The sequence below is a fragment of the Bradyrhizobium canariense genome, assembly GCF_018130465.1.
GTDB classification, from domain to species: Bacteria; Pseudomonadota; Alphaproteobacteria; order Rhizobiales; family Xanthobacteraceae; genus Bradyrhizobium; species Bradyrhizobium canariense_C.
In genome coordinates this window covers 666220-690999 of sequence record NZ_JAFCKJ010000001.1, presented here as the reverse complement: position 1 = coordinate 690999, position 24780 = coordinate 666220, and the positions used below count along the sequence as shown (strand labels likewise).

25 protein-coding genes are annotated in these 24780 nt (G+C 63.9%); 15 read left to right on the top strand and 10 right to left on the bottom strand.

The genetic code is table 11. From position 1 onward, the window contains the following. Window positions 1-2: 2 nt before the first annotated feature. The 3 genes from urtC to urtA all read right to left on the bottom strand — a co-directional run bounded on the left by urtC (window position 3) and on the right by urtA (window position 4183). Window positions 3-1172: an urea ABC transporter permease subunit UrtC gene (gene urtC / locus JQ591_RS02960; protein WP_211394549.1), complete on the bottom strand. Its 1170-nt coding sequence runs from the start codon at window positions 1170-1172 to the stop codon at window positions 3-5. Beyond that, window positions 1169-2776, bottom strand: coding sequence for an urea ABC transporter permease subunit UrtB (urtB, locus tag JQ591_RS02955; protein WP_211394548.1), 1608 nt, complete (start codon window positions 2774-2776; stop codon window positions 1169-1171). The genes urtC and urtB overlap by 4 nt, the downstream gene beginning before the upstream one ends. Before the next feature lie 84 nt (window positions 2777-2860). Continuing rightward, window positions 2861-4183: an urea ABC transporter substrate-binding protein gene (gene urtA, locus JQ591_RS02950; protein WP_211394547.1), complete on the bottom strand. Its 1323-nt coding sequence runs from the start codon at window positions 4181-4183 to the stop codon at window positions 2861-2863. Window positions 4184-4662: 479 nt separating this feature from the next. Between urtA and JQ591_RS02945 the strand changes: the two genes are divergently transcribed. The 3 genes from JQ591_RS02945 to JQ591_RS02935 all read left to right on the top strand — a co-directional run bounded on the left by JQ591_RS02945 (window position 4663) and on the right by JQ591_RS02935 (window position 7036). Then, entirely contained in the window at window positions 4663-6243 is a 1581-nt protein-coding gene (locus tag JQ591_RS02945) for a DEAD/DEAH box helicase (protein WP_211394546.1), read from the top strand. Window positions 6244-6266: 23 nt separating this feature from the next. Further along, entirely contained in the window at window positions 6267-6554 is a 288-nt protein-coding gene (gene infA / locus JQ591_RS02940; protein ID WP_007599789.1) for a translation initiation factor IF-1, read from the top strand. A gap of 269 nt (window positions 6555-6823) precedes the next feature. Continuing rightward, window positions 6824-7036: a cold-shock protein gene (locus JQ591_RS02935; protein ID WP_007599788.1), complete on the top strand. Its 213-nt coding sequence runs from the start codon at window positions 6824-6826 to the stop codon at window positions 7034-7036. Window positions 7037-7241: 205 nt separating this feature from the next. On the opposite strand, the gene JQ591_RS02930 is transcribed toward JQ591_RS02935, so the two are convergent. The 4 genes from JQ591_RS02930 to JQ591_RS02915 form a co-directional block, all read right to left on the bottom strand. Next, the gene (locus JQ591_RS02930; protein WP_249136362.1) at window positions 7242-7862 is read right to left on the bottom strand and encodes a TadE/TadG family type IV pilus assembly protein; all 621 of its coding nucleotides are present in this window, start codon (window positions 7860-7862) and stop codon (window positions 7242-7244) included. A gap of 23 nt (window positions 7863-7885) precedes the next feature. Then, entirely contained in the window at window positions 7886-8458 is a 573-nt protein-coding gene (locus JQ591_RS02925) for a TadE/TadG family type IV pilus assembly protein (protein WP_211394544.1), read from the bottom strand. Between the two features lie 276 nt (window positions 8459-8734). Continuing rightward, window positions 8735-9229, bottom strand: a complete 495-nt coding sequence (locus tag JQ591_RS02920) for a pilus assembly protein N-terminal domain-containing protein (protein WP_211394543.1) — start codon at window positions 9227-9229, stop codon at window positions 8735-8737. Between the two features lie 155 nt (window positions 9230-9384). After that, window positions 9385-10212, bottom strand: coding sequence for a sterol desaturase family protein (locus JQ591_RS02915; protein ID WP_211394542.1), 828 nt, complete (start codon window positions 10210-10212; stop codon window positions 9385-9387). A gap of 261 nt (window positions 10213-10473) precedes the next feature. Between JQ591_RS02915 and JQ591_RS02910 the strand changes: the two genes are divergently transcribed. From JQ591_RS02910 to JQ591_RS02865, 10 genes are all read left to right on the top strand, one after another. Next, the gene (locus JQ591_RS02910) at window positions 10474-10638 is read left to right on the top strand and encodes a Flp family type IVb pilin (protein ID WP_106941836.1); all 165 of its coding nucleotides are present in this window, start codon (window positions 10474-10476) and stop codon (window positions 10636-10638) included. 73 nt (window positions 10639-10711) lie between these two features. Continuing rightward, window positions 10712-10852, top strand: a complete 141-nt coding sequence (locus tag JQ591_RS02905) for a hypothetical protein (protein ID WP_211394814.1) — start codon at window positions 10712-10714, stop codon at window positions 10850-10852. A 122-nt stretch (window positions 10853-10974) separates the two neighbouring features. Continuing rightward, a complete protein-coding gene (locus JQ591_RS02900) occupies window positions 10975-11499 on the top strand; it encodes an A24 family peptidase (protein ID WP_211394541.1) in 525 nt (174 codons plus the stop codon). A gap of 127 nt (window positions 11500-11626) precedes the next feature. Further along, entirely contained in the window at window positions 11627-12424 is a 798-nt protein-coding gene (cpaB, locus tag JQ591_RS02895; RefSeq protein ID WP_211394540.1) for a Flp pilus assembly protein CpaB, read from the top strand. A gap of 11 nt (window positions 12425-12435) precedes the next feature. Then, window positions 12436-13911, top strand: a complete 1476-nt coding sequence (locus tag JQ591_RS02890) for a type II and III secretion system protein family protein (protein WP_211394804.1) — start codon at window positions 12436-12438, stop codon at window positions 13909-13911. 17 nt (window positions 13912-13928) lie between these two features. Further along, window positions 13929-14666, top strand: coding sequence for a CpaD family pilus assembly protein (locus tag JQ591_RS02885; RefSeq protein ID WP_211394539.1), 738 nt, complete (start codon window positions 13929-13931; stop codon window positions 14664-14666). Beyond that, window positions 14663-15931: an AAA family ATPase gene (locus JQ591_RS02880; RefSeq protein ID WP_211394538.1), complete on the top strand. Its 1269-nt coding sequence runs from the start codon at window positions 14663-14665 to the stop codon at window positions 15929-15931. Before JQ591_RS02885 ends, JQ591_RS02880 begins: the two co-directional genes overlap by 4 nt. A gap of 21 nt (window positions 15932-15952) precedes the next feature. Beyond that, window positions 15953-17416: a CpaF family protein gene (locus JQ591_RS02875; RefSeq protein WP_211394537.1), complete on the top strand. Its 1464-nt coding sequence runs from the start codon at window positions 15953-15955 to the stop codon at window positions 17414-17416. 16 nt (window positions 17417-17432) lie between these two features. Further along, window positions 17433-18410, top strand: a complete 978-nt coding sequence (locus JQ591_RS02870; RefSeq protein ID WP_211394536.1) for a type II secretion system F family protein — start codon at window positions 17433-17435, stop codon at window positions 18408-18410. Window positions 18411-18419: 9 nt separating this feature from the next. Next, on the top strand, window positions 18420-19394 hold the full coding sequence (locus JQ591_RS02865) for a type II secretion system F family protein (RefSeq protein WP_211394535.1): 975 nt from the start codon (window positions 18420-18422) through the stop codon (window positions 19392-19394). A 60-nt stretch (window positions 19395-19454) separates the two neighbouring features. Here the strand turns inward: JQ591_RS02865 and JQ591_RS02860 are convergent, their stop codons facing one another. The 3 genes from JQ591_RS02860 to JQ591_RS02850 form a co-directional block, all read right to left on the bottom strand. Continuing rightward, a complete protein-coding gene (locus tag JQ591_RS02860; RefSeq protein ID WP_211394534.1) occupies window positions 19455-20267 on the bottom strand; it encodes a tetratricopeptide repeat protein in 813 nt (270 codons plus the stop codon). A 94-nt stretch (window positions 20268-20361) separates the two neighbouring features. Next, complete coding sequence (locus tag JQ591_RS02855; RefSeq protein WP_211394533.1) at window positions 20362-21864, bottom strand: metallophosphoesterase family protein; 1503 nt, start codon at window positions 21862-21864, stop codon at window positions 20362-20364. Between the two features lie 287 nt (window positions 21865-22151). Further along, a complete protein-coding gene (locus tag JQ591_RS02850) occupies window positions 22152-22355 on the bottom strand; it encodes a hypothetical protein (RefSeq protein ID WP_018454690.1) in 204 nt (67 codons plus the stop codon). 202 nt (window positions 22356-22557) lie between these two features. Here JQ591_RS02850 and JQ591_RS02845 point away from each other — a divergent pair, with 202 nt between their 5' ends. Further along, window positions 22558-23931, top strand: coding sequence for a leucyl aminopeptidase family protein (locus JQ591_RS02845; protein WP_211394532.1), 1374 nt, complete (start codon window positions 22558-22560; stop codon window positions 23929-23931). Beyond that, window positions 23924-24778: an NlpC/P60 family protein gene (locus JQ591_RS02840; protein ID WP_211394531.1), complete on the top strand. Its 855-nt coding sequence runs from the start codon at window positions 23924-23926 to the stop codon at window positions 24776-24778. The genes JQ591_RS02845 and JQ591_RS02840 overlap by 8 nt, the downstream gene beginning before the upstream one ends. Window positions 24779-24780 lie beyond the last annotated feature (2 nt).

The following is a 24780-nucleotide window of genomic DNA, read 5'->3' as shown; positions in this document are numbered from 1 at the left end:
GCCTACTCCGCCATCTTGGGTTCGGTGACACCGTCTTCCGCCGCCGCGCTCGCGGCGGTCTCAGCGGTGCGCTTCTCTTTCGACTGATCCCACCAGGCATTGAAGGTGCCGACGATACCCTTGGGCAGCAGCAGCGTCACCAGGATGAACAGCGCGCCGAGCATGAACAGCCAGTACGGCGCGAGCATGCCCGAGGTGAAGGACGTTTTTGCGTAGTTGACGACGACGGCACCGAGTGCCGCGCCCACCAGCGTGCCGCGGCCACCGACCGCGACCCAGATCACCGCCTCGATCGAATTGCCGGGCGCGAATTCGGATGGATTGATGATGCCGACCTGCGGCACGTAAAGCGCGCCGGCAACACCGGCCATGCAGGCCGAGAGCGTGAACACGAACAGCTTGTAGGATTCGACGCGATAGCCGAGGAACCGGCTGCGTGATTCCGCGTCGCGGATCGCGATCAACACCTTGCCGAGCTTGGACGACACGACGGCGCGGCAGATCAGGAAGCTGGCGATCAGCGCCAGGCAACTCAGCGCGAACAGCGCGGCGCGGGTGCCCTCGGCCTGCACGTTGAAGCCGAGGATGTCCTTGAAATCGGTCAGGCCGTTATTGCCGCCGAAGCCGAAATCGTTGCGGAAGAAGGCGAGCAGCAACGCATAGGTCATCGCTTGCGTGATGATCGACAGATACACGCCCGTGACGCGGGAGCGGAAAGCGAGCCAGCCGAAGCAGAAGGCGAGCAGGCCCGGCACGATCAGTACCATCAGCGCGGCAAACCAGAACATGTCGAAGCCGTACCAGTACCAGGGCAGCTTCGAATAGTTCAGGAACACCATGAAGTCCGGCAGGATCGGGTTGCCGTAGACGCCGCGGCTGCCGATCTGCCGCATCAGGTACATGCCCATGGCGTAGCCGCCGAGCGCGAAGAAGGCGCCGTGGCCGAGCGAGAGGATGCCGCAGTAGCCCCAGATCAGGTCGATCGAGAGCGCCAGGATGGCGTAGCAGACATATTTGCCCCAGAGCGCGACGAGATAGGTCGGCACTTGCAGGAACGAGCCCGCGGGCAGCAACAGGTTGGAGAGCGGGATGAGGATGCCGCAGGCCGCGACGACGGCAAGAAAGATCGTGGCGCCGCGGTCCAGCGATCGCGTCAGCATGTGAGGGGTCATGCTTCCACCGCACGGCCCTTGAGCGCGAACAGGCCGCGCGGCCGCTTTTGAATGAACAGGATGATGAGAACGAGGATGGCGATCTTGCCAAGCACGGCGCCGGCGACGGGCTCCAGGAATTTGTTGGCGATGCCGAGCGTGAAGGCGCCGACCAGCGTGCCCCAGAGATTGCCGACGCCGCCGAACACCACGACCATGAAGCTGTCGATAATGTAGCTCTGGCCGAGATTGGGGCTGACATTGTCGATCTGCGACAGCGCCACACCGGCGATGCCGGCAATGCCCGAACCGAGGCCAAAGGTCAGCGCGTCGACGCGCGAGGTGGCGATGCCCATCGAGGCGGCCATGCGGCGGTTCTGCGTCACCGCGCGCATCTCGAGCCCGAGCGCGGTGTAACGCAGCATCGCGAGCAGGATCGCGAACACAGCGAGCGTGAAGACAAGGATCCAGAGCCGGTTATAGGTAATGGTGATCTGGCCGAGCTCGAACGCGCCGCTCATCCAGGAGGGGTTGCCGACCTCGCGGTTGGTCGGACCGAACATGGTGCGCACCGCCTGCTGGAGCACCAGCGACAGGCCCCAGGTCGCCAGCAGCGTCTCCAGCGGACGGCCATAGAGAAAGCGGATGATGCTGCGCTCGATCACGACGCCGAGCGCGCCGGCCACCAGGAAGGCGAGCGGTGCCGCGATCAGCAGCGAATAGTCGAACAGGCCGGGATAGCGGGTGCGGATCACCTCCTGCACCACGAAGGTGGTGTAGGCCCCGATCATCACCATCTCGCCATGGGCCATGTTGATCACGCCCATCACGCCGAAAGTGATGGCAAGCCCGATCGCGGCAAGCAGCAGCACCGAGCCGAGCGAGAGGCCGTACCAGGCATTCTGGACCGTGGACCAGAGCGCGAGCGAGCTCTGGATCGAGGCGATCGCGCTCGCGGCCGCCTTGGTCACGGACGCCGGCTGGTCACCCATGCCGGTAAGCATTGCCAGCGCTTCCTGGTCGCCATGCGCCTTGATGGTGGCGACGGCCTCGAGCTTCTCGACCTCTGTGGCGTCGGGCTTGAACAGAATGATCGCCGCACGCGCATCGCCGAGCGCTGCCTTGGCAGTCTTGTTGGTTTCCTTCGCCAGCGCTGTGTTGACCGCGTCGAGCGCCGACTCCTCATGCGACTTGAAGACGGACTGCGCAGCCTGAATGCGGGTCGTGACATCCGGCGACATCAGCGTCAGGCCGCCGACCGCGGCATCGACGCTGCGGCGCAGGCGGTTGTTGAGGCGGACCGCGCTCGCGCTGTCGGGCACGCTGGCCACAGGCTGACCGGTCGCGGCATCGATCGACTTGCCGTCGGCGCCGGTGACGTAAACCTTCTTGCTGTCCGGATCGGCCATCAGCCGGCCGTCCTGGAGCGCGCTGATGATGGGAAAAGCCAGCGGATTGCCGCTGCTGGCGACCACGCCGATCGCCTCTTCCGTATCGGAATAATCATCGTTGGCGAATTTGGCGACCGCATCCTCGAACGGACCGGCAAAGGCCGGCAGTGCGAACGCGATCAGAAACAACGAGAGCAGGAGCGAATAGAGACGAGCGGACAAATTGGCTGGCACTGTGAAAGACCCCGGAAGAAAAGGGTGGAGAAGGCGGCGGGATCGCCGCCTTCTCCGATCGTGCAATGAACCGTCAGATCCGCATCAGGAACCCGAACCGAGGCACTTGTTGGTCTTGGTGTTGAAGTTGCCGCACTTCTTGCCGACCCAGTCGCCGATCAGGTCCTTGGAGCCGTCGAGCTCCTTCGACCAGGCGTCGCCCGCGACAAGACCCGGGGTCTTCCACACCACGTCGAACTGGCCGTTGGCTTTGATTTCGCCAATGAACACCGGCTTGGTGATGTGATGGTTCGGAAGCATCTTGGAGGTGCCGCCGGTCAGGTTCTTGGCTTCGATGCCCGGGAGCGCATCGATCACCTTGTCCGGATCGGTCGACTTCACCTTCTCGACCGCCTTGACCCACATGTCGAAGCCGATCACGTGCGCTTCCATGGGATCGTTGGTCACGCGCTTCGGATTCTTGGTGTAGGTCTGCCACGCCTTGATGAACTTCTCGTTCTCCGGTGACTTGATCGACTGGAAGTAGTTCCAGGCGGCGAGATGGCCGAGCAGCGGCTTGGTGTCGATACCGGCGAGTTCTTCCTCACCCACCGAGAACGCGACGACCGGGATGTCCTTCGCCTTGATGCCCTGGTTGCCGAGCTCCTTGTAGAAGGGAACGTTGGCGTCGCCGTTGATGGTCGAGACCACCGCGGTCTTCTTGCCGGCCGAGCCGAACTTCTTGATGTCGGCCACGATCGTCTGCCAGTCGGAATGACCGAACGGCGTGTAGTTGATCATGATGTCTTCCTGGGCGACACCCTTCGACTTCAGATAGGCTTCCAGGATCTTGTTGGTGGTGCGCGGATAGACGTAGTCGGTGCCCGCGAGCACCCAGCGCTTCACCTTCTCGTCCTTCATCAGATAGTCGACGGCGGGGATCGCCTGCTGGTTCGGCGCAGCACCCGTGTAGAACACGTTACGCTCGGACTCTTCGCCCTCGTACTGCACGGGGTAGAACAGGATGTTGTTCAGCTCCTTGAACACCGGGAGCACCGACTTGCGCGACACCGAGGTCCAGCAGCCGAACACGACCGCGACCTTGTCCTTGGTGATCAGCTCGCGGGCCTTTTCGGCGAACCGCGGCCAGTCCGAGGCGGGGTCGACGACAACGGCCTCGAGCTTCTTGCCGAGCACGCCGCCCTTTTTGTTCTGCTCGTCGATCAGGAAGAGGATGGTGTCCTTCAGCGTGGTTTCGCTGATGGCCATGGTGCCGGAGAGGGAGTGAAGCACGCCGACCTTGATGGTGTCGTCCGCGGCCTTCGCACCGGAAATGGAAGCCAGACCGAGCATGAGTCCGGCGGTCGCGGCGAGAACGCCACGGCGGCTAAATCGAGCCGCTATATCGTGAGTGGATTTGCTATGCATGAGTGTCTCATCTCCCTGACGCAGACGTGAAAAACGCTGCGAAACGGCCCCCACGGCCGCCTGCGATTAACGGATTCGCAAGAACCGTGCCATGGATTTGACACCTATCAAGCCTTTGGTTTTGTTTATAAAATCGACGGAAAACGAAGTATCGTCGCGACCGATCTGCTTAAACATTGAGCAATTCAAATGTATGCGAAAGCGGCAAGCAGGTTATTTTCTGAGCAAAGTTTGCGCTCTGGCTAAATTTCCGGCATAACTATTTCTGCACCGCAATCGCCGTTTGTGGTGGGCGTGCCTTGAAACCGCCCCCGGAATGTTCCATATGGGAGCCGAGGCCTCTTGCGAATCAAGAGACCGTTGCGAGCCGCGTGTTCTTAAGCCCTTACGGGCGTCTGGCTTGCCCCATCCCATCAAGCCATCCGACACCCCAAACACGCAGGTGTCCTCTCGACACCCTTTTGCGCGCGCCGCGCCGAATGCGCTGGGCGCCCGCTTTTGACATGGAAAGAACCCACCTTTTGACTTCGTTTCAGGATTTCGGCCTCGCCGAACCCATCGCCCGTGCTCTCACCGAAGAGAACTACGTCACCCCCACCCCCATCCAGGCCCAGACGATTCCGACCGCGCTGACCGGCCGCGACGTCGTCGGCATCGCCCAGACCGGAACCGGCAAGACCGCGTCCTTCGCGCTGCCGATCCTGCACCGCCTGCTCGAGAATCGCATCAAGCCGCAGCCGAAGACGACCCGCGTCCTGGTGCTGTCGCCGACCCGCGAGCTGTCCGGCCAGATCCTTGACAGCTTCAACGCCTATGGCCGCCACATCCGCCTGTCCTCGACGCTCGCCATCGGCGGCGTGCCGATGGGCCGTCAGGTCCGCTCGCTGATGCAGGGCGTCGAGGTGCTGGTCGCCACCCCCGGCCGTTTGCTCGACCTCGTGCAGAGCAACGGACTGAAGCTTGGAAGCGTCGAATTCCTCGTGCTCGACGAGGCCGACCGCATGCTTGACATGGGCTTCATCAACGACATCCGCAAAATCGTCGCCAAGCTGCCGATCAAGCGGCAGACGCTGTTCTTCTCGGCCACCATGCCGAAGGACATCGCCGAGCTCGCCGACGCCATGCTGCGCGACCCCGCCCGCGTTGCGGTGACCCCGGTCTCCTCGACCGTGGAGCGCATCCAGCAGCGCATCATCCAGGTCGACTTCTCCGCGAAGCCGGCGTTCCTCGCCCAGCTGTTGAAACAGGAGCAGGTCAACCGCGCACTGGTTTTCACCCGCACCAAGCACGGCGCGGACAAGGTGGTGAAGACGCTTGAGAAGGCCGGCATCCCCGCCAGCGCCATCCACGGCAACAAGTCGCAGAACCACCGCGAACGGACGCTCGCTCTGTTCCGCTCCGGCGATATCCGCACCCTGGTCGCCACCGATATCGCCGCCCGCGGCATCGATGTCGACGGCATCACCCACGTCATCAATTTCGACCTGCCCAACGTGCCGGAGACCTATGTGCATCGCATCGGCCGCACCGCGCGTGCGGGCGCCGAGGGCACCGCGATCTCGCTGGTCGCAGGCGGCGAGGAGCTCAGCTATCTCCGCGACATCGAGCGGCTGATCAAAGTGACGCTGCCGCGTGAGGATCATCGCACAGACGCCGGCCGCCGCGATGCGGGTGCTCCCCCGTCCCAGCAACGCCAGGGTCGGCCCGGCCGCCCGGGCCAGCGTCCGCAAGGCGCACGGCATGGCGACGGGCGGCGTGCCGACGAAAGGCATGCTGACGGGCGTCACCACAGTGCCGGCAAGCAGGGCGACGGAAGGCCCGGCGAGGGACGGCATGGCGACACCAGGCATGTTGACGGACGGCCCGGCAGTGGCCCGAAGGCTTCGAAGCCGTCTCGTCGCGGCCCCTCCGGCGGCAAGGCGCATTCTTCGCCAAACGGCCGTCCTGAACAGCGTTCCGCGCATAGCGCCGGGGCGTCTGATGGGATACAAGGCGTTGCCTTTTTGCGCCGCGAGAGTCGGCCGAACGGCCAACCGAGCCGCAAACCCCATTCGCACTAGCCGTCCACGACCTGGAGAAATTCATGGCTAAGGAAGAGCTGATCCAGTTCGAAGGACTGGTCACCGAAATCCTCCCCGACGCGCGCTACCGCGTGCAGCTCGACGCCGGGCACGAGATCGTCGCCTACACCGCCGGCAAGATGAAGAAGAACCGCATCAAGACTCTGGCGGGCGACCGCGTGACGGTGGAAATGTCGCCCTATGACCTCGAAAAGGGCCGGCTGATTTTCCGCCACAAGGACGAACGTCCGAGCGGGATGGGTGGACCTCCGCGTCCCGGACAGCGCGGCGGCCAGTTCCGCCGCCGCTAGTCGGGGCTCAGCGCGCGAGCGCGGACCTAAAATTCCGACCTGTATGCTGATCCGCCGTGAACATCACGGCGGATCAAAAAATCGTGCACGTCAGCATTGTTTTGGGGTTCTGTTTCGAATAAAATGAATTAATCGATTTTCGGCCGGACGACATTAGCATCCACCGGTACAGCCGGTTCAGACACGCTGACGACCCTTCCAAAAATTCGATCTAACCTGTCCGCGCAAGCGGGCTCTGACATTGTGTTATCTGAGAAGGGACTACCCCCATGAGCATGGGAACCGTGAAGTGGTTTAACGCGACCAAAGGCTTCGGCTTCATTCAGCCCGACGATGGCGGCCAGGACGTGTTCGTCCACATCAGCGCTGTGGAGCGTGCAGGCCTCGGCACGCTGCGCGAAGGTCAGAAGATCTCCTACGAGATCGTGGCCGACCGCCGTTCCGGCAAGTCGGCAGCGGACAACCTCCGCTCCGCCGGCTGAGCCTACCGCTTACGGCCCCGATCGGCTCAAGCGAACAAGTCAAAAGAAAAGGCCGGGCGCGACGCCCGGCCTTTTTTCATTCCAGAGCATTATCTGGTTCTGATTATATCAGAACCGAAGCCCTAGATTCTTGTCTGGACGCGTTCTCTTGACGCGAACCGGCATCCACTGCGCTCGAAAACGCTCCAGGACCTGCTCGCAGATTTCAGCACGACGACGGTACACCGTTGTAAGGAACGCAGGTGACCTGGCGCGGCCGCGTGTAGGAGACATCGCTCAGCGTTATGCCCGACTTCAGGACGAATTTGACGGAAGGCGTGTAAAGGTAACTCGCCTGGCTGAAGATGAGGTAGGTCGACGGGATCAGGAGCGCAGACGGAATCATCGAGGTGACCGTGGTACCAGCTGCCAGAGCCGTGGGCGGAGCCGCCAGCGTGGCCTGCGTCGCGCCGTTGGCAATGGTGGCGGACTTGCTCCATTGAATCTTGGCGACGCTGCTTGAGTTGATATAGATCTGAACAACCGTGCCGTTCACGAGCGTAGCGTCGTAAGGCATGATGATCGATATGCTTGCCGTGAACGTGTCCTGCATGTCGCTATCGGCGAGCGTCGTTGACTGCGACGTCAAATCGGACAGGGTCCGTGCAATCATTGTGACTTTGCGATCGATTGCCACGGCCGATGAAAATTCGACGGTGCCGAAGAACATCACCAGCATCAGCGGCACGATGACCGCGAATTCGGTCGCCGCGATCGCGCGCCTGTCGGCGACGAAGTCGCGCACGGAGCTACGGGCATTCCTCCAGATATTCGCAATCGCCTGCATCGGTCCACTCGGATCCATCTGTCTCAGAAAGGTTCATTCTTGAAGGCTGCGGTCGCCACCAGCAGCCGCTTGTTGCTGCAGCCCATGTTGAAGCCGAGGCCGGTGACGAAGAGCGGCCACTGATAGAACAGCCGCACCACGACGACCTGGCCGGCGGTCCCGGCACCGTACTGCACGCCGGTTGGGTTGAAGCTGCAGGAATCGCCATAGCTGGTGAGGCTTAGTGCTCCGAAGGAGCTTGTGCTCACGACGTCGACATAGAGCTTGCTGCAATCAAAGAGCGCCGGGATCTGGCTGCAGACGTAAGCCTTGAACGTCGTTTGCGAGCAGGGCGTGCTCACGCCGGACACCGCGCAGGCCGTCAGCGTACCGGTTTGGGCCTGCCCGGTCAGCAACACGCGCGCAGAATTCTGCGTGACGCTCTCGAGCACCTGGCTGGCGAAGAACATCAGCGCCGACTCGATGATGGCGAACAGCAGCGCGAAGAACATCGGCGCGACGAGCGCGAACTCGACGGCTGCGGAGCCGCGGCGGCTGCCGCGAAACCGGCGCAGCGTGGCGAGGAGCGTGAACCTCGTAGGTGCAGGCGATGGCATCAAATTCCCCAGCAGCAGCGATCATCTGCCACGTTCAATAGCGGAAACTGATTGTATAAGTGTTTCAGGCTATCCGCCCCCGGCGGCCCGGGCCGTTAAGGGCGCGTTAACCGCGAGCGACTCAGGGCATGAAGACGAGGACACGGAGAGAGAAACTCATCCGCACGCGCGTGTGTCCTGGCGGGATGATCCTATCCGGACAAACCCGCCAATCGATCTTGCTCATTCGTCTTTGGTTCGTCGTTAGTTAGTCTTCAGTTAGTCTTCAGTTAGTCTTCAGTTAGTCTTGGCGCCCGCACCGGCACTGCCGCTGGCCGTGTTGCTCAACGAACCGGCCTGGCTCATGGTGTTGTTGAAGTAGGCGTCGCTGTCGCCGAGCGTCACGCGGCGCTGGCAAAGCGGCATGCAGCTGTAGGACTCGCGATCGATCCCGCGATAGACGGTGACGAGCCGGTCGCTCGGGCCTTCGACCTGGATCTGGCGGTCGACCAGGATCTCGCCGCCCCGATCGAGCGCGATGAAATTGGTGGCGCCATAGCCCTTTCCGGTCACGATGATCATGCCGCCGGGCTGGAGCGTGACGTCCGCGATCATGGGATTGCCGACCACGATGGTCGCCACCTTGCCGGGCAGCCGCACCAGCTTGGCCTGATCGACATTGACGGCGATGGTATCGGCCGACTCGGCAACGCCGGCGGCCGGCGATGCCAGCACCGCGGCCGCAACCAGAAGACAGACGCGCGCATGACGGCGCAGCAGTTGTTTACGCATACTCTTACCCCCGGGACGTCACAAACCGGCAGAAGCGATCCAGATAACAGCCGAGCCGGTGCCCGACCCGGCTAACCTGCCCTCAATTCGTGAACGTTCCGCAAACTCACCGACTATTGTTTGAACGGACTGGCGTTTCTGCAACCCCAAAGACCCTAGCGGCGGAACGGATAGGCAAGCTGCCCTGCGATCTCCTTCGGCATGGTGGCTTCGTCCTTGCCGTAGTCCTGCGGCAGTTGCCCCTCCGGCATGCGGAAGGTGCCGAACAGCACGTCCCAGATCGGGAACGTGCCGGCAAAATTGGTGTCGCCGCCCTCTTCGAGCGAGGTGTGATGCCAGCGGTGGAATACCGGTGTCGCCAGCAAATATTTGAACGGCCCGAAGGTCCAGTTCAGATTGGCGTGCACGAAGGCCGAATGGAAGGTCGTGAACGGGGCGAGCCAGACCATGGCGTTCGGCGAAATGCCGGCCATCAGCAGCACGACGTCGACCGCGATCGTGCCGAGCACGAGATTGACGGGATGGAAGCGGGCCGCCGAAATCCAGCTTATCTCCTCCGAGGAGTGATGGATCGCGTGGTACTTCCAGAACCCGCCGCCGTGGAACAGCCGGTGCAGCCAGTACAGCATGAAATCGGACAGGACCAGGAACAGCGCGGCCTGGACCCAGAGCGGCAATAGCGACAGCGGACCGTGACCGTTGTCGTAGAAGGCGATGAGTTCGTCGGCATCATGGATGTTGAAGACGAAGCTCGCGCCAACAATAAGAAGTCCGATCCGCGTGACGCGTGCGAACACCGGAACGACAAACCAGTAGCAGATGTCCGTGACGATCTCCCGCTTGCGCCACCAGGGCACGCCGGGATTGCAGGCCCACACGTGCTCGAGCACGGTGAAGACCACCGCGAGCGCGAAGGTCGTTGGGATCACCTTCGCGATGGTCTCGCCGAGCATCAGGGCGACTTCCATGGGCAGGCTCGACATCGTCGCCTCTCTTGCGAATTGCTGGTCCCGCCTACGCGTACTCCCCTAGATTTAAGGGACGATGAAGCCGGTGCTGCGCTTGCTGCACATCCGGAACCGGAATGAATTGCAGCTGGCGCCTTAAGGCGAAATTCACTCTGGCCAGCGGCAATCGGGTTTGCCCGATCGAATTAACTCTACCGAAAGAGCTCGGATCTCATGGTCATCGCGTCAATGCACAACGCCGAACGAGGCGATCCCACCCCAGATGGAGTTTTGTTCATGAAGAACCTGATTGCGCGTTTCGCGAAGGATGAATCCGGCGCCACCGCCATCGAATACGGCCTGATCGCCGCCGGCATCGCGCTGGCCATCATCACCGTCGTCAACAATCTCGGCACCACGCTGAACGCCAAGTTCACCTCGATCAGCACCTCGCTGAAGTAAGCGACCGACCAACGACGGCAAAAGCCCCGGACCTCCGGGGCCTTTGTTTTTTAGACGGCGAGTTCCAGTGGCGTTGAGCAAGTACAGAACCGATGCCGCGGTCGCGGCGAACGAGGCGGAGACGGCGCAGAACGGCTCGCCGGCCTACTGGGTCTGCCTTGCGCTGCTGCTTGCGACGGTCGCGCTCGCCGCGCGCATCGCCATCTTCTGGTGAGCACACTTTCGGCTGGTTCCGCTCCGCGAGACCGCTGCCGCCGTTTTCGGTTTGTTTAGCACTGCCGGGTAGCATCCGGCGACGCCAGCTCCGCGGCAAACCCAGGCCTTAAGACGCAGCCCATGATCCTCGACCTTGCGCGCCTTCTGCTCTTCCCTGCCCTGATGGCGTTTGCCGCCGCGAGCGATCTCTTCACCATGACGATCTCGAACCGCGTATCGCTGGCGCTGGTCGCCGGCTTTTTCGCGCTCGCTCTCGCCGGTGGCATGGCACCTTATGAGATGCTGAGCCATGTCGGCGCCGGCGCGCTTGTCCTGGTCGTGGCCTTCACCTGTTTTGCGATGGGCTGGGTCGGCGGCGGCGATGCCAAGGTCGCGGCCTCCGTCGCGCTCTGGTTCGGGTTCGCGCAACTGATGAACTTCCTGCTCTACGCCTCGCTGTTCGGCGGGGCGCTGACGCTGCTCCTGCTCCAGTTCCGGCAGTGGCCGCTGCCTTACGGGCTGGCGGGCCAGGCCTGGCTTGCGCGGCTGCACGCCAAGGAGAGCGGCATTCCCTACGGCATCGCGCTCGCACTGAGCGCGCTGATGGTCTACCCGGAGACCGAATGGGTGAAGGCGATCGACCTCGCTCACCTCGCATTGCGCTGAACGCATCGGGTAAACCCGGCGTTAACGCGATTTAGATACGCCTCATTAACCATGCTTTGACGAATAGCTGGTCAACTGCCGATTACGGCGGCGTCAGCGTCGCGGCGTTTGTTGGAAAGTGAAGCGTATGAATAGGGCACGCATTGTCGTCCTGACGGTCGCCATCTGCGCCGGCGGTGTCGCCGCGTATCTGGCGAGCGGCTCAGACAATTCTGCGCCGCCTCCGGCTCCGGTCGCGCAGCTTCCGACCGTCGACGTCCTGGTCGCCAAGAACGACATCGGCCTCGGCCAGACCGTCAAGCCGGAAGACGTGCAATGGCAGACCTGGCCGACCGCGACCGCCAGCGCCACCTTCATCCGCCGCACCGAGCGCCCCGAGGGGGTAACCCAGGTCACCGGCTCGATCGCACGCGCCCCCTTCATCCAGGGTGAGCCGATCCGCGACCAGAAGCTGGTCAAGGCCGAAGGCTCCGGCTTCATGGCGGCAATCCTGCCCACCGGCATGCGGGCGATCTCGACCGAGATCTCGCCGGAGACCGGCGCAGGCGGCTTCATCCTGCCCAACGACCGCGTCGACGTGCTTCTGACGCGCCGTCTCAAGAACCCGGACCAGAGCAGCGGCGCCCCTGACGTCGTCACGTCCGAGATCATCCTGGCCAATATCCGCGTCCTGGCCATCGACCAGGCGCCCAAGGAGAAGGACGGCCAGAACGCGGTGGTCGGCAAGACCGTCACCCTCGAACTCAACCCCGCGCAGACCGCGACGCTCTCCGCCGCGCGCCAGAGCGGCACGCTGTCGCTGGCGCTGCGCAGCATCGTCGACGTCAAGCTGAGCGAGATCACGCTCGATGACTCCGCGCAGAAGCGCGATGGCATTTCGATCATTCGCTACGGTATCCCAAGCTCGACGGCGAAGGCACGATGAGGACTGTCGATATGAAATGCGGGGCGAATTTGGCGACGATGCGAACCTCTGTGGTCCGAGCCCTGTCGTTTTCGGCTGCCGTCGCGCTCGCGCTCAACCCGGTGCTGACCCCCGCGGTCGCCGCCGACTATCGCCCTGTGGCGCAGGCTGCGGCCGATGGTCAGATGAACGCGCGATTCCTCTCGCTCGGCGTCGGCAAGTCGATCGTGATCGACCTTCCGCGCGACATCAAGGACGTGCTGGTTGCTGATCCGAAGATCGCCAATGCGGTCGTTCGCTCGGCGCAGCGCGCCTACATCATCGGCGCCTCGATCGGCCAGACCAACATCGTGTTCTTCGATTCCGCCGGCCAGCAGATTGCGGCCTATGACATCGCGGTCAAGCGCGACCTCAACGGCGTGCGGGCCGCGCTGAAGCAGGTCCTGCCGAATTCAGACATCCAGATCGACGGGCTCGGCGACGGTATCATCCTGACCGGTTCGGCCGCGAATCCGGCCGAGGCCCAGCAGGCCAACGACCTCGCCGCGCGCCTTGCCGGCGGCCCCGAGAAGGTCGTGAACTCGATCGTGGTCCGCGGCCGCGACCAGGTCATGCTCAAGGTGACCGTCGCGGAAGTCCAGCGCAGCATCGTCAAGCAGCTCGGAATCGACCTCACCGCCAACCTCAACTACGGCACCTCGGTCGTCAGCTTCAGCAACTCCAATCCGTTCACGGCTCTCGGCCACAATCTCGTCGACGGCAACAACCTGACCACGAAGTTCGGCGCGACCCCGTCGGTGCAGGCCACCCTGCGTGCGATGGAGACCGCGGGCGTGATCCGGACCCTGGCCGAACCGAACCTGACCGCGATCTCCGGTGAATCGGCAACGTTCATCGCCGGCGGTGAATTCCCGGTGCCTGCGGGCTATGCGTGCGACCCGACCACGCATGTCTGTACCACCCAGATCAGCTTCAAGAAGTTCGGCATCTCGCTCAACTTCACCCCCGTCGTTCTCACCGAGGGCAAGATCAGCCTGCGGGTGATGACCGAGGTCTCTGAGCTCTCAAACGAAAACGCGATCACACTGTCCCAGGCCGTGACCTCGACCTCGGTCAACTCGCTCACGGTGCCCTCGATCAAGACCCGCCGCGCAGAGACCTCGCTGGAAATTCCCTCCGGCGGCGCGATGGCGATGGCCGGCCTGATCCAGCAGCAGACCAAGCAGGCGGTCAGCGGACTGCCGGGTCTGATGCAGCTTCCGGTCCTCGGCACGCTGTTCCGCAGCCGCGACTTCGTCAACAACGCGACCGAGCTGGTCGTGATCGTGACGCCCTATATCGTTCGCGCAGTTGCGCAAAAGGACCTGTCGCGGCCGGATGATGGCTTCTCCGCGCCTGCGGATCCGCAGGCCGAGCTGCTCGGCAACATCAACCGCATCTACGGCGTGCCAGGCCGGACCGAACCGGCCAAGAACTACCGCGGCACCTACGGCTTCATCACCGACTGAGGCGGAACGGGGACTTCATGAAGATCACTAGCCCACCCCAGATTCGCAGGCGCGCCATCCACCTCGGTGGCGCACTCGTCGGCATGGCGCTCGCTCTTGGCGGCTGCCAGCACGACGAAGCGGTCACGGCCTCCATTCCCGACGACTACAAGCAGCGCCATCCGATCGCGATCGAGGAGCAGAATCGCTCCATCGTCGTCTTCGTCGGCCATGCCCGCGGCGGCTTGACCGCCGCCCAGCGCGCCGACGTGATGGGTGTCGCGTCGGCCTGGCTGCACGAAGGCACCGGCGCGATCCGGATCGACGTACCGTCCGGCACGCCCAACGCGCGTCCGGTCGCGGACACCATGCGTGAAATCCAGGCGATGCTGTCGGCGGCGGGCGTTCCGCCGCGCGGCGTCAGCGCCCGCTCTTACCAGCCGGAAGACAAGCGCTTCCTGCCGCCGATCCGGCTCACCTATTCCAAGATCGCCGCGGTCGCGGGTCCCTGCGGCCTGTGGCCGGAAGACATCGGCCCTTCGATCAAGAACAAGAGCTGGTTCGAGAACAAGGACTATTACAATTACGGCTGCGCCTATCAGCGCAACCTCGCGGCGATGGTCGACAATCCGTCGGATCTCGAGCAGCCGCGGCCCGAAACGCCGTCCTACACGGCGCGGCGCACTGCCGCGTTCGAGAAGTATCGCAAGGGAATGCCGACGGCGGTCGCCTATCCAGAGGCCGACAGGGCCAAACTCAGCGACACCGGCAAATGATCAGCTACGCCCGCCAGCCCCAAGAAGAGCAGTCTGAAGCATCTCTCCCGCCGATCGAGGAGCATATTGCGCCTTCGCCGCGCGTTTCCGTCCAGGCTTTCTGCGAGACCGTGGAAACGGCGGCCGCCGTGCAGTCGGCCGGCGAAGATCGCCGTCTCGGCAAGGCCCATCTGAAGATCCAGATGGGCGGCATGGCGGCTGCGGTCGAAGCATACCGCTCGGCACCCACGCCGAACGTGATCGTGCTCGAAAGCGACGGCCGCAACGACCTCCTGGGCGGGCTCGACCATCTCGCGACCGTCTGCGACGCCGGCACCCGCGTGGTCGTGATCGGTCGCATCAACGACGTCACGCTCTACCGCGAGCTGGTGCGCCGCGGCGTCAGCGATTACGTGCTTGCGCCGGTCGGCGCGATCGACGTCGTGCGCTCGATCTGCAACCTGTTCTCGGCGCCGGAAGCCAAGGCCGTCGGCCGCATCATCGCCGTGGTCGGCGCCAAGGGCGGCGTCGGCGCGTCAACCATCGCCCACAACGTGGCCTGGGCGATCGCCCGCGATCTCGCGATGGACGCGGTCGTCGCCGACCTCGACCTCGCCTTCGGCACTGCCGGGCTCGACTATAACCAGGATCCGCCGCAGGGTATTGCCGACGCCGTGTTCTCGCCCGATCGCGTCGATACCGCCTTCATCGACCGACTGCTGTCGAAATGCACCGACCACCTCAGCCTGCTGGCGGCGCCGGCGACGCTCGACCGGGTCTATGATTTCGGCACCGACGCCTTCGATGCCGTGTTCGACACGCTGCGCTCCACCATGCCCTGTATCGTGCTCGACGTTCCGCACCAATGGTTGGGCTGGACCAAACGCGCCTTGATCGGAGCGGACGACATCCTGATCGTGGCGTCGCCCGACCTCGCCAATTTGCGCAACACCAAGAACCTGTTCGATCTCCTGAAGGCTGCGCGCCCCAACGACCGGCCGCCGCTCTACTGCCTGAACCAGGTCGGCGTGCCGAAACGGCCCGAAATCGCCGCGGCGGAGTTCGCCAAGGCGATCGAGAGCCAGCCGGTCGTCTCGATCCCGTTCGAGCCGCAGACCTTCGGCTCGGCGGCCAATAACGGCCAGATGATCGCAGAGATCTCGGCCAACCATAAGTCGATCGAGATGTTCCTTCAGATCGCCCAACGCCTGACCGGCCGCAGCGAGACGAAGAAGCAAAAATCGTCCTTGCTTTCACCCCTGATTGAGAAGTTGCGGGGAAAATAAGTCCCCGCGTGGAGTTGTTAAGTGTTCGGTAAGCGTAGCGGAACAGACACCGACCCACGGGCCCTGAAGCCCGGCGCCGTGTCGCCAGAGCCTGCCCAGGCTCCGGCGCCCGCCGTGTCGCGCGCGCCGCCGCCACCGGCAGTCGCCTCGCCGCCGCTTGCCCCGGCGAAGCCTGCGCCGACCATGGAAGCCCGCCGCTCGGACAATTATTACGAGGTCAAGGCGACCATCTTCGGCGCGCTGATCGAGGCCATCGACCTCGCCCAGCTAGCCAAGCTCGATTCCGAGTCCGCGCGCGAGGAAATCCGCGACATCGTCAACGAGATCATCGCGATCAAGAACATCGTGATGTCGATCGCCGAGCAGGAAGAGCTGCTCGACGACATCTGCAATGACGTCCTCGGCTACGGTCCGCTGGAGCCGCTGTTGTCGCGCGACGACATCGCGGACATCATGGTCAACGGCGCCAACACCGTCTACATCGAGGTCGCCGGCAAGATTCAGCGCACCGGCATCCGTTTCCGCGACAACCAGCAGCTCCTCAACATCTGCCAGCGCATCGTCAGCCAGGTCGGCCGGCGCGTCGACGAATCCTCGCCGATCTGCGACGCGCGCCTGGCCGACGGCTCCCGCGTCAACGCCATCGTGCCCCCGCTGTCGATCGACGGCCCCACGCTCACCATCCGAAAATTCAAGAAGGACAAGCTGACGCTCGATCAGCTCGTCAAGTTCGGCGCAATCTCGCCGGAAGGCGCGGAAATTCTCCAGATCATCGGCCGCGTCCGCTGCAACGTGCTGATCTCCGGCGGTACCGGCTCGGGCAAGACCACGTTGCTCAACTGCCTGACCAACTACATCGAGCACGACGAGCGCGTCATCACCTGCGAAGACGCCGCCGAACTTCAGCTCCAGCAACCGCACGTGGTGCGACTGGAAACCCGCCCGCCCAACATCGAGGGCGAGGGCCAGGTCACCATGCGCGAGCTGGTGCGCAACTGCCTGCGTATGCGTCCCGAACGCATCATCGTCGGCGAAGTCCGCGGACCCGAGGCGTTCGACCTGCTCCAGGCCATGAACACCGGCCATGACGGCTCGATGGGCACGCTGCACGCCAACAATCCGCGCGAGGCGCTATCGCGCTGCGAATCCATGATCACGATGGGCGGCTTTTCGCTTCCTTCGCGAACAATCCGCGAGATGATCTGCGCCTCGATCGACGTCATCGTCCAGGCCGCGCGCCTGCGCGACGGTTCGCGCCGCATCACCCACATCACCGAGGTGATGGGCATGGAAGGCGACACCATCATCACCCAGGACGTCTTCCTCTACGACATGATCGGCGAGGATGCCAACGGCAAGATCATCGGCCGGCACCGGTCGACCGGAATCGGCCGCCCGAAGTTCTGGGAACGTGCCCGCTATTACGGCGAAGAGAAGCGCCTTGCCGCGGCGCTCGATGCCGCGGAAGTGGCTCCCCCGACGTGAGCAGGTCCGCACAGCCATGAACATGCAAGTCCTTGCCCTCAGCTTCCTCGCCACCGCCGCCGTCGGCGGCCTCGCTTGGGTCTTCCTTTATCCAATGCTGTCCGGGGAACGGAAGGCGGAGAGCCGCCGTGCCTCGATCTCGCGCGCGGAGGCGCCCACGGCCCGCGCGGCCGAGAAGACGCAGCGCTCCCGCCGTGAGCAGGTCGAGACCTCCCTCAAGGATCTCGAGGCGCGGCGCCTGCAGGAGAAGAGCGTCCCGCTCAGTGTCCGCCTCTCGCAGGCCGGCCTCGACTGGGCGCCGCAGAAATTCTGGATCGTGTCCGCCGTCGTGGCGGGCGTGCTGTTCGCAGTAGCCTTGTTCGTCGGCGGCGGGCTGCTCGGCGCCGCCGGCCTTGCCTTTGCCGGCGGCCTCGGTCTGCCACGCTGGGCGCTGGGCTTTCTGAAGAAGCGCCGCGAAGCCAAATTCCTGAAGGCTCTGCCCGACGCGGTCGACGTGATCGTCCGCGGCATCAAGGCGGGCCTGCCGCTGTTCGAATCGATCAAGGTCGTCGCCGCCGACGCGCCAGAGCCGCTGCGCTCCGAGTTTCTGTCCATCATCGAGACGCAGGCGGTCGGCATGCCGCTCGGCGAGGCCTGCACGCGACTCTACGATCGCATGCCGCTGCCCGAGGCCAACTTCTTCGGCATCGTCATCTCGATCCAGCAGAAGTCGGGCGGCAACCTCTCCGAAGCGCTCGGCAACCTCTCCAAGGTGCTGCGCGACCGCAAGAAGATGAAAGAGAAGATCCAGGCGATGTCGATGGAAGCCAAGGCCTCGGCCGGCATCATCGGCTCGCTGCCGCCGATCGTGATGTTCCTCGTCTACCTCACGACGCCCGGCTATATCTCGATGCTTTGGACTCATCCCACCGGCCAGCTCATGCTGGTCGGCTGCGTCGTCTGGATGTCGATCGGCATCATGGTGATGAAGAAGATGATCAACTTCGACTTCTGATGGTGCCTTATGGTAGAGTTCCTCGTTGCGAAACTTCACGACGTCCACTTCATGACGATGCTGCTGGCGGCCGTCGCCGCCAGCGCCACCGTCTATACGCTGGTGATGCCGCTGCTCGCCGGCGAGGGCCTTTCCAAGCGCATGAAGGCGGTGGCGAACGAACGTGAGCGCATCCGGCAGCGCGAGCGCGAGCGCCTCCACAAGAGCGAAAAAGTCTCGCTGCGCCAGACGCCGAAGCAGCTCGTCTCGAAGGTCGTCGATGACTTCAACCTGACCAAATGGCTCGCGCAGGAAGCTGCGCGGGACAAGCTCATCATGGCGGGCTATCGAGGCCACGCGCCCTACATCACCTTCCTGTTTGCCCGCCTGGTGGCCCCGCTCGTGCTGTTCGTCGGCTCGGTCGTCTACGTGTTCCTGATCGCGCATATGGAGCAGTCGATGCCGATCAAGATCGGCATCTGCGTCGGTGCGGCCTATCTCGGACTTCAGGCGCCGATGCTGTTCCTCAGGAACGCGATCTCCAAGCGCCAACTCTCGATCAAGCGCGCCTTTCCCGATGCGCTCGACCTGCTCCTGATCTGCATCGAATCCGGCATGTCGGTCGAGATGGCGTTCCGGAAGGTCGCGGTCGAAATCGTGGGCCAGTCGATCGCGCTGTCGGAGGAGTTCACCCTGACCACGGCCGAACTGTCCTATTTGCAGGATCGCAAGGTCGCCTATGAGAACCTCGCGCGGCGCACCGGCCTCGAGGGCGTCAAGTCGGTATGTCTCGCGCTCCAGCAGGCGGAGCGTTACGGCACCCCGCTCGGCCAATCCCTGCGAGTGATGGCGCAGGAAAACCGCGATATGCGCATGAACGAAGCCGAGAAGAAGGCCGCCGCGCTGCCGCCGAAGCTGACGGTGCCGATGATCCTGTTCTTTCTGCCGGTGCTGTTCGTCGTCATTCTCGGACCGACCGGCATCAAGATCAGCGAGATGCAATGACGTGAGACTCGGACCGCGCGCGGTCCGCGGGCGCCTTCAAGACTGGAAGATCACGTCTGATCAGTCGGGCTGGCCGAGCGAGGCGACCGGAGTCCGCTTCGGCGCACGCCGCGTGACGTCGCTGCGGGTCAGCATTTCCTTGAGATAGGCGACATTGGCCGCAGCCTGGTCCGGCGGCAGGTCTGCCTTCACGATGGTCTCGGCTTCGGCGAAGCGGCCCTGGAGACCGACGACCAGACCGAGATTCTGCCGCACCCGCGCGCTTGCGCGCGGCGAGGCATAGGCCTGCCGCAGCGCGTCCTCGGCCTTCGGCAGGTCTCTCGACAACATGTAGGACAGGCCGAGATTGGAGAGCACGCCGGGATCGCCTGGCGCTATCTTGAGCGCGCTCGCATAATAGGAGCGCGCTTCCTCGTGACGGCCCATCTGATCGAGCGCGGTCCCCTGCACCGAGAGCAGGCGCCAATCCGGGTTGTCGGGCGAATGCGACTTCGACAGCACGTCGAAGGCTTGCTGGAAATTTCCGTTGTCGGAGAGCGCGCGGCCGTATTGGGCCATCAGCGCCTTGTTGCCGGGATTGGCGATGGTCGCCTGCTCGAGCACGGCGGCGGCCTGGGCGCGCTGGCCGTTGGCGCGCAAGGCCTGGCCGTAGGCGAGCGCCGCGTCGGCGTCCTTGGGATTGGCACGATAGCGCTCGCCATAGACTTCGGCGGCGCGTGCGGGATCGGTGGGGGTGGCTTCCGCCCGCGGTCCGACCGAGCCCGTGACGTCGGAGAGTTTCGACATCGCCGTGCAGCCGCCGAGGCCCATGGCCACCGCCGCGACCAGCGAGGTGGACGCAAGAAGCCGGGCAAGACTGAACCGATGACGCATGACGCTTTGACTCTCGAGCCGATTGATCGAGCCGAACGCGCCAGCAATAGACTGTTAACCCTAACGGCCGGTTAACGCCCCCGACCCGCACCCATCACTGCAACGCCTGCGGCGGTACCTTGCCACCGAGCCCCGGATCGAGGCCGAGCGCCTTCGCCTGCTCGTTCAGTTCCCGCAGCAATTGCAGTCGTTGCCGCGCCTGGATCTCGACATCGATGCCCGGGCGCGCCACGCTCGGCAATTCGCGCCGAAGATCGTCATGATTGACCAGGCGCCTCGCGCGGAACTCGTCGAGCTGAACGTCGTCGATGCCGAGCACATTTGCCGATTGCTCTATCAATTGGCGCAGCAGCGACGTCACCACGGCCGCCGCCTCGACGTCATGCTTGCGCGCAGACCTCAAGAACTTGCTTTCGAGATCGGCCCAGGCGTGAGAGGTGACGAGATAGACGTGGAACAAATTGGCCCAATCCACCTCGCCGTCGGCATAGAAGGCGCGGCGCAGCAGGAGCCGGCTGGCGAATGCTGCGACCTGATCCCGTTTCAACGTCGTGCATGCGTCGATCTCGATGCCCGACTGGACGGCCGGGTCACGGGAAAAATCCCGCCCGGCCGGCAGCCTGACGACGCCGTGCGGCAGGTTGGAATCGAGCGGTCTGAAGACACCATCGTTGCGCGGACGTGAGTAGCGGGCGATCGCGAAGCGATACCCGGTGCGGCCGGCATGGGAGATCGGGCCGAAATGGATGAGATTGAAGCCGGCATCGTCACCGGCCTGCCCGGTCGACGACGGACAGGACAAGACGTAGATCGTGCGCCAGAATGCTTCAGCGCCCTCGCTCGACGTGGCGCGCGGATCGGGGATCGAATAGCGTGTCAGCCCTTCGACATGTCGGTGTCCGTGCAGAACCAGATCGACGTTGAGCGACGTCGCCGCTTCGAGGAAGGTCGCGGGCGCGGCGAGATACATCAGCGGTTCGTCGGGCACGCCGAGAAACCGCTTTCCCTCTCCGGTCGCCTGCGGCAGTGGATGATGGTGCAGCGCCAGCACGCGCACCAGGTTTTCCGCCGGCTCGGCATAATCGGCGCGGCCGGCCGACCCAAGGCTGCCCGCGAGCTCGACGCTCAGCCGCGCGGAATCCGAAACCATGACGTTATAGGCGCTCTGGTCGATGTTGCCGCTCGCGAGCGTCGTGAGGCTCGCGCGGTTGGAATCCAGCAGCACCAGATCGAGGCCGGCCTGACGGTAGTAGACGCTCTTCGAGGTCCGCGGCAAATGCAGGTAATCATAGACGTCGTGACGGCCTGCACGCTGGCTCGGACGCTTGACGTCGTGATTGCCGGCAATTGCCTGGATGTCGGTGAACAATCCGGTCTGCCGGAAGGACGCAATGACGGCGAGCGCTTCGTCGAGCGCACGCGGCGTCGGGTCGTCCACGAGATCGCCCGTGATCAGCAGGATGCGATCGGGAATATCCGCGAAGTCCGCCATCCTCTCGCGAATTGCGGCAGTGAGCGTCTCGATCGTCGCAAGCAGCCGACCCGACCCGTCCAGATGCAGGTCGGAAATCTGTACGATGACGAACGATCTATCCATTTTGCGTCGCTTATTTGCGAATGCTGCGCCGCCCAAACGATGAGAGAAATGCCTTCGACGATCAGGTTCCGTCCGGTATCAACCCGAGCCATGATGAGCCAGGGGAAGAATCGACCGCATGCCCCGTTGCTGCGCTCGCTGCGTGCAGAAACGCACGACACAATCTAAAATATTGGTCAATAATGCCACAACCGCAGCGCTAGTAAAGCCCTGCGGTCGCGCTCGCGTGAACGGCAGTTCTCAGCATGAGATACGCGGCCTGCCCGATGATGGTTTCGCTCACCCGATCAATATTCGATGGCGAGCCGCTTGCGGATTTCGTCAATGCGCTTGTCAAGTGCATCGAACCGCGCGTGAACGGAGCGGTCGTGGAGATAGAAGACGTAACCGCCGGCAAGGAACGCGAATATCCAATGATGATGCTCGACATAGCCAAAAATCGCCTCGACCGCCTGGCCGATGAATGTGACCACGCTCCACACAAATTCCATTGCATTTCCTCCCGGCCGGCCTTGTCGTCGGCCGCGGGAGATATCCGCACCTGACGGCCGTTGCCGGAACCTAGCATGGCCGCTTTGCTGCGAGTAGCGGATCACTGAACGATGGCAGCAAAGCTGATTGCAGCGGCGGCGAAACTCTGCGAAATCTCGTCCGTTCGTATGACCCGCTCGATCTGACGATCCGGACCCGCCAATGCCTTCTGTCTTCGAGACGTCGCCCACCGCCATCCCGATCACCTTCGTCACCAAGTCGAGCTGGGATCAGGTCGCCGAGTGGCTACCGGCGGCGCAACGCCGGTTCGCCACGGCAAGCGCCTTTACCGCAAAGCCGGGCGGCTATCTCGCACTGCCCGCGCCCGATGGCGCGATCGCGCAAGTGCTGTTCGGCCTCGAGGACGAAGGTGCAAGATCGCGCGACCTGTTCCGACCGGGCGCCCTGCCCGGCCTGCTGCCGCCGGGCATCTATCGCTTCGCCAATGCACCGCACGATGCACGGCTGGCCGCACTCGCCTTCGCGCTCGGCAGCTACCGCTTCGCCCGGTACCGCCAGGCGGATCGCCCCGAGGTCCGCCTCGTGCCGCCCGACGGCGTCGACGCGGCCGAGATCACCCGCATGGCGGACGCTGCGATGCTGGCGCGCGATCTCATCAACACGCCGGCCAACGACATGGGGCCGGAGGAGCTGGCCGTAGCAGCGCAAGATCTCGCCGCCGAATTCGGTGCAAGCTTTGCCTGCACCATCGGTGATGACTTGAAGACGAATTTCCCGCTGATCCACGCCGTCGGCATGGCCTCGGACCGCGCGCCGCGGCTGATCGACATCGGCTGGGGCGACCCCGCTCATCCCAAGGTGACGCTGGTCGGCAAGGGCGTCTGCTTCGACACCGGCGGGCTCGACCTGAAGCCTTCGAGCGGCATGCTGATCATGAAGAAGGACATGGGCGGCGCCGCCAACGTGCTGGCGCTGGCGCGCATGGTGATGGATGCGAAGCTCAAGGTGCGGCTGCGCGTGCTAATTCCGGCCGTGGAGAACGCGGTCGCGGGCAATGCCTTCCGCCCGCTCGACATCTTCACCTCGCGCAAGGGCATCACGGTCGAGATCGGCAATACGGACGCGGAGGGGCGGCTGGTGCTCGCCGACGCGCTGGCGCTGGCGGACGAGGAAAAGCCGGACCTGCTGATCGATCTCGGCACGTTGACGGGAGCGGCACGCGTCGCACTGGGGCCGGATTTACCGCCCTTTTACACCAATGATGAGACGCTAGCCGCCGACGTCGCACGATGCGCGGTGAAGGAGAACGATCCGTTGTGGCGCATGCCGCTGTGGCCGCCTTACGATGCGTGGCTGGACTCCAAGACGGCCACCATCACCAACGCACCGTCCGGCGGCTTTGCCGGCTCGATCATTTGCGCGCTATTCCTGCAACGCTTCGTCGAACAGGCCAAAAGCTGGCTGCATGTCGACATCTACGGCTGGACGCCGTCGGCGAAGCCCGCCCGCCCCGAGGGCGGTGAGTGCCAGGCCGCGCGCGCGATCTACACATTGCTGAGCGAGCGCTATGCATGATCCTGGACGAGATCCGCGGCTGACACCGGCGCGGGGCGACCTCGCCGCGAAATATCTCGAAGGCAAGGTGCAGGCGGATCGCTTCGTCACGGGCGAGGAGTTCGAGATATTCGAGGCGATCGCGCCCGTGCGCGAGCAACCGTCGTCGAACGCGATGCTGATGACACAAGCGTTGCGCGGCGAGCGCGTCACGGTCTACGACCGCAACGGCGAAGGCTGGGCATGGGGTCAGCTTTCCGGTGACGGCTATGTCGGCTGGCTGCCGGATGCAGCGCTCATGAAGCCCTCGGCCGCCCCGACCCACATGGTCAGTGCGCTACGAACCTTTGTCTTCCCCGGTCCCTCGATCAAGCTGCCGCCGGTAGACACGCTGATGATGGGATCGAAGGTCGCGGTCGCGCGCGAGGACGGCAGCTTCGCCGTGACGCGCGACGGACAATATCTGCCCAGGGCCCATCTCGCCCCGCTTGGTCATCGCGAGCCGGATTTCGTCGCAGTCGCCGAGCGTTTCGTCGGCACGCCCTATCTCTGGGGTGGCAAAAGCAGCCTTGGCATCGATTGCTCCGGCCTCGTCCAGGTCTCGCTGACATCGGCGGGCATCGGCTGCCCGCGCGACAGCGACATGCAGCAGGCCGGGCTCGGCCGCGCGCTGGAGCCGCATGAGCAGAGCAGCTTGCTGCGCGGCGATCTCATTTTCTGGAAGGGGCATGTCGCCATCGTCCGCGATGGCAGCACCATGGTTCACGCCAATGCGCATCATATGGCAACGGTGATCGAGCCGGTCGAGCCGGCAATCGCAAGGATCAAGCAAGCCGGCAGTGAGGTCACCGCGATCAAGCGGCTCTGACG

Bases quoted from the DNA above. Each gene is read 5' to 3' on its own strand.
- JQ591_RS02890 (WP_211394804.1), top strand. From the start codon at position 12,436: ATGAAATGCGGGGCGAATTTGGCGACGATGCGAACCTCTGTGGTCCGA.
- JQ591_RS02900 (WP_211394541.1), top strand. From the start codon at position 10,975: ATGATCCTCGACCTTGCGCGCCTTCTGCTCTTCCCTGCCCTGATGGCG.
- urtC (WP_211394549.1), bottom strand. From the start codon at position 1,172: ATGACCCCTCACATGCTGACGCGATCGCTGGACCGCGGCGCCACGATC.
- JQ591_RS02945 (WP_211394546.1), top strand. From the start codon at position 4,663: ATGCGCTGGGCGCCCGCTTTTGACATGGAAAGAACCCACCTTTTGACT.
- JQ591_RS02865 (WP_211394535.1), top strand. From the start codon at position 18,420: ATGGTAGAGTTCCTCGTTGCGAAACTTCACGACGTCCACTTCATGACG.
- cpaB (WP_211394540.1), top strand. From the start codon at position 11,627: ATGAATAGGGCACGCATTGTCGTCCTGACGGTCGCCATCTGCGCCGGC.
- JQ591_RS02915 (WP_211394542.1), bottom strand. From the start codon at position 10,212: ATGTCGAGCCTGCCCATGGAAGTCGCCCTGATGCTCGGCGAGACCATC.
- JQ591_RS02870 (WP_211394536.1), top strand. From the start codon at position 17,433: ATGAACATGCAAGTCCTTGCCCTCAGCTTCCTCGCCACCGCCGCCGTC.
- JQ591_RS02935 (WP_007599788.1), top strand. From the start codon at position 6,824: ATGAGCATGGGAACCGTGAAGTGGTTTAACGCGACCAAAGGCTTCGGC.
- JQ591_RS02885 (WP_211394539.1), top strand. From the start codon at position 13,929: ATGAAGATCACTAGCCCACCCCAGATTCGCAGGCGCGCCATCCACCTC.
- JQ591_RS02845 (WP_211394532.1), top strand. From the start codon at position 22,558: ATGCCTTCTGTCTTCGAGACGTCGCCCACCGCCATCCCGATCACCTTC.
- infA (WP_007599789.1), top strand. From the start codon at position 6,267: ATGGCTAAGGAAGAGCTGATCCAGTTCGAAGGACTGGTCACCGAAATC.
- JQ591_RS02840 (WP_211394531.1), top strand. From the start codon at position 23,924: ATGCATGATCCTGGACGAGATCCGCGGCTGACACCGGCGCGGGGCGAC.
- urtA (WP_211394547.1), bottom strand. From the start codon at position 4,183: ATGCATAGCAAATCCACTCACGATATAGCGGCTCGATTTAGCCGCCGT.
- JQ591_RS02910 (WP_106941836.1), top strand. From the start codon at position 10,474: ATGAAGAACCTGATTGCGCGTTTCGCGAAGGATGAATCCGGCGCCACC.
- JQ591_RS02920 (WP_211394543.1), bottom strand. From the start codon at position 9,229: ATGCGTAAACAACTGCTGCGCCGTCATGCGCGCGTCTGTCTTCTGGTT.
- JQ591_RS02850 (WP_018454690.1), bottom strand. From the start codon at position 22,355: ATGGAATTTGTGTGGAGCGTGGTCACATTCATCGGCCAGGCGGTCGAG.
- JQ591_RS02880 (WP_211394538.1), top strand. From the start codon at position 14,663: ATGATCAGCTACGCCCGCCAGCCCCAAGAAGAGCAGTCTGAAGCATCT.
- JQ591_RS02855 (WP_211394533.1), bottom strand. From the start codon at position 21,864: ATGGATAGATCGTTCGTCATCGTACAGATTTCCGACCTGCATCTGGAC.
- JQ591_RS02925 (WP_211394544.1), bottom strand. From the start codon at position 8,458: ATGCCATCGCCTGCACCTACGAGGTTCACGCTCCTCGCCACGCTGCGC.
- JQ591_RS02930 (WP_249136362.1), bottom strand. From the start codon at position 7,862: ATGCAGGCGATTGCGAATATCTGGAGGAATGCCCGTAGCTCCGTGCGC.
- JQ591_RS02860 (WP_211394534.1), bottom strand. From the start codon at position 20,267: ATGCGTCATCGGTTCAGTCTTGCCCGGCTTCTTGCGTCCACCTCGCTG.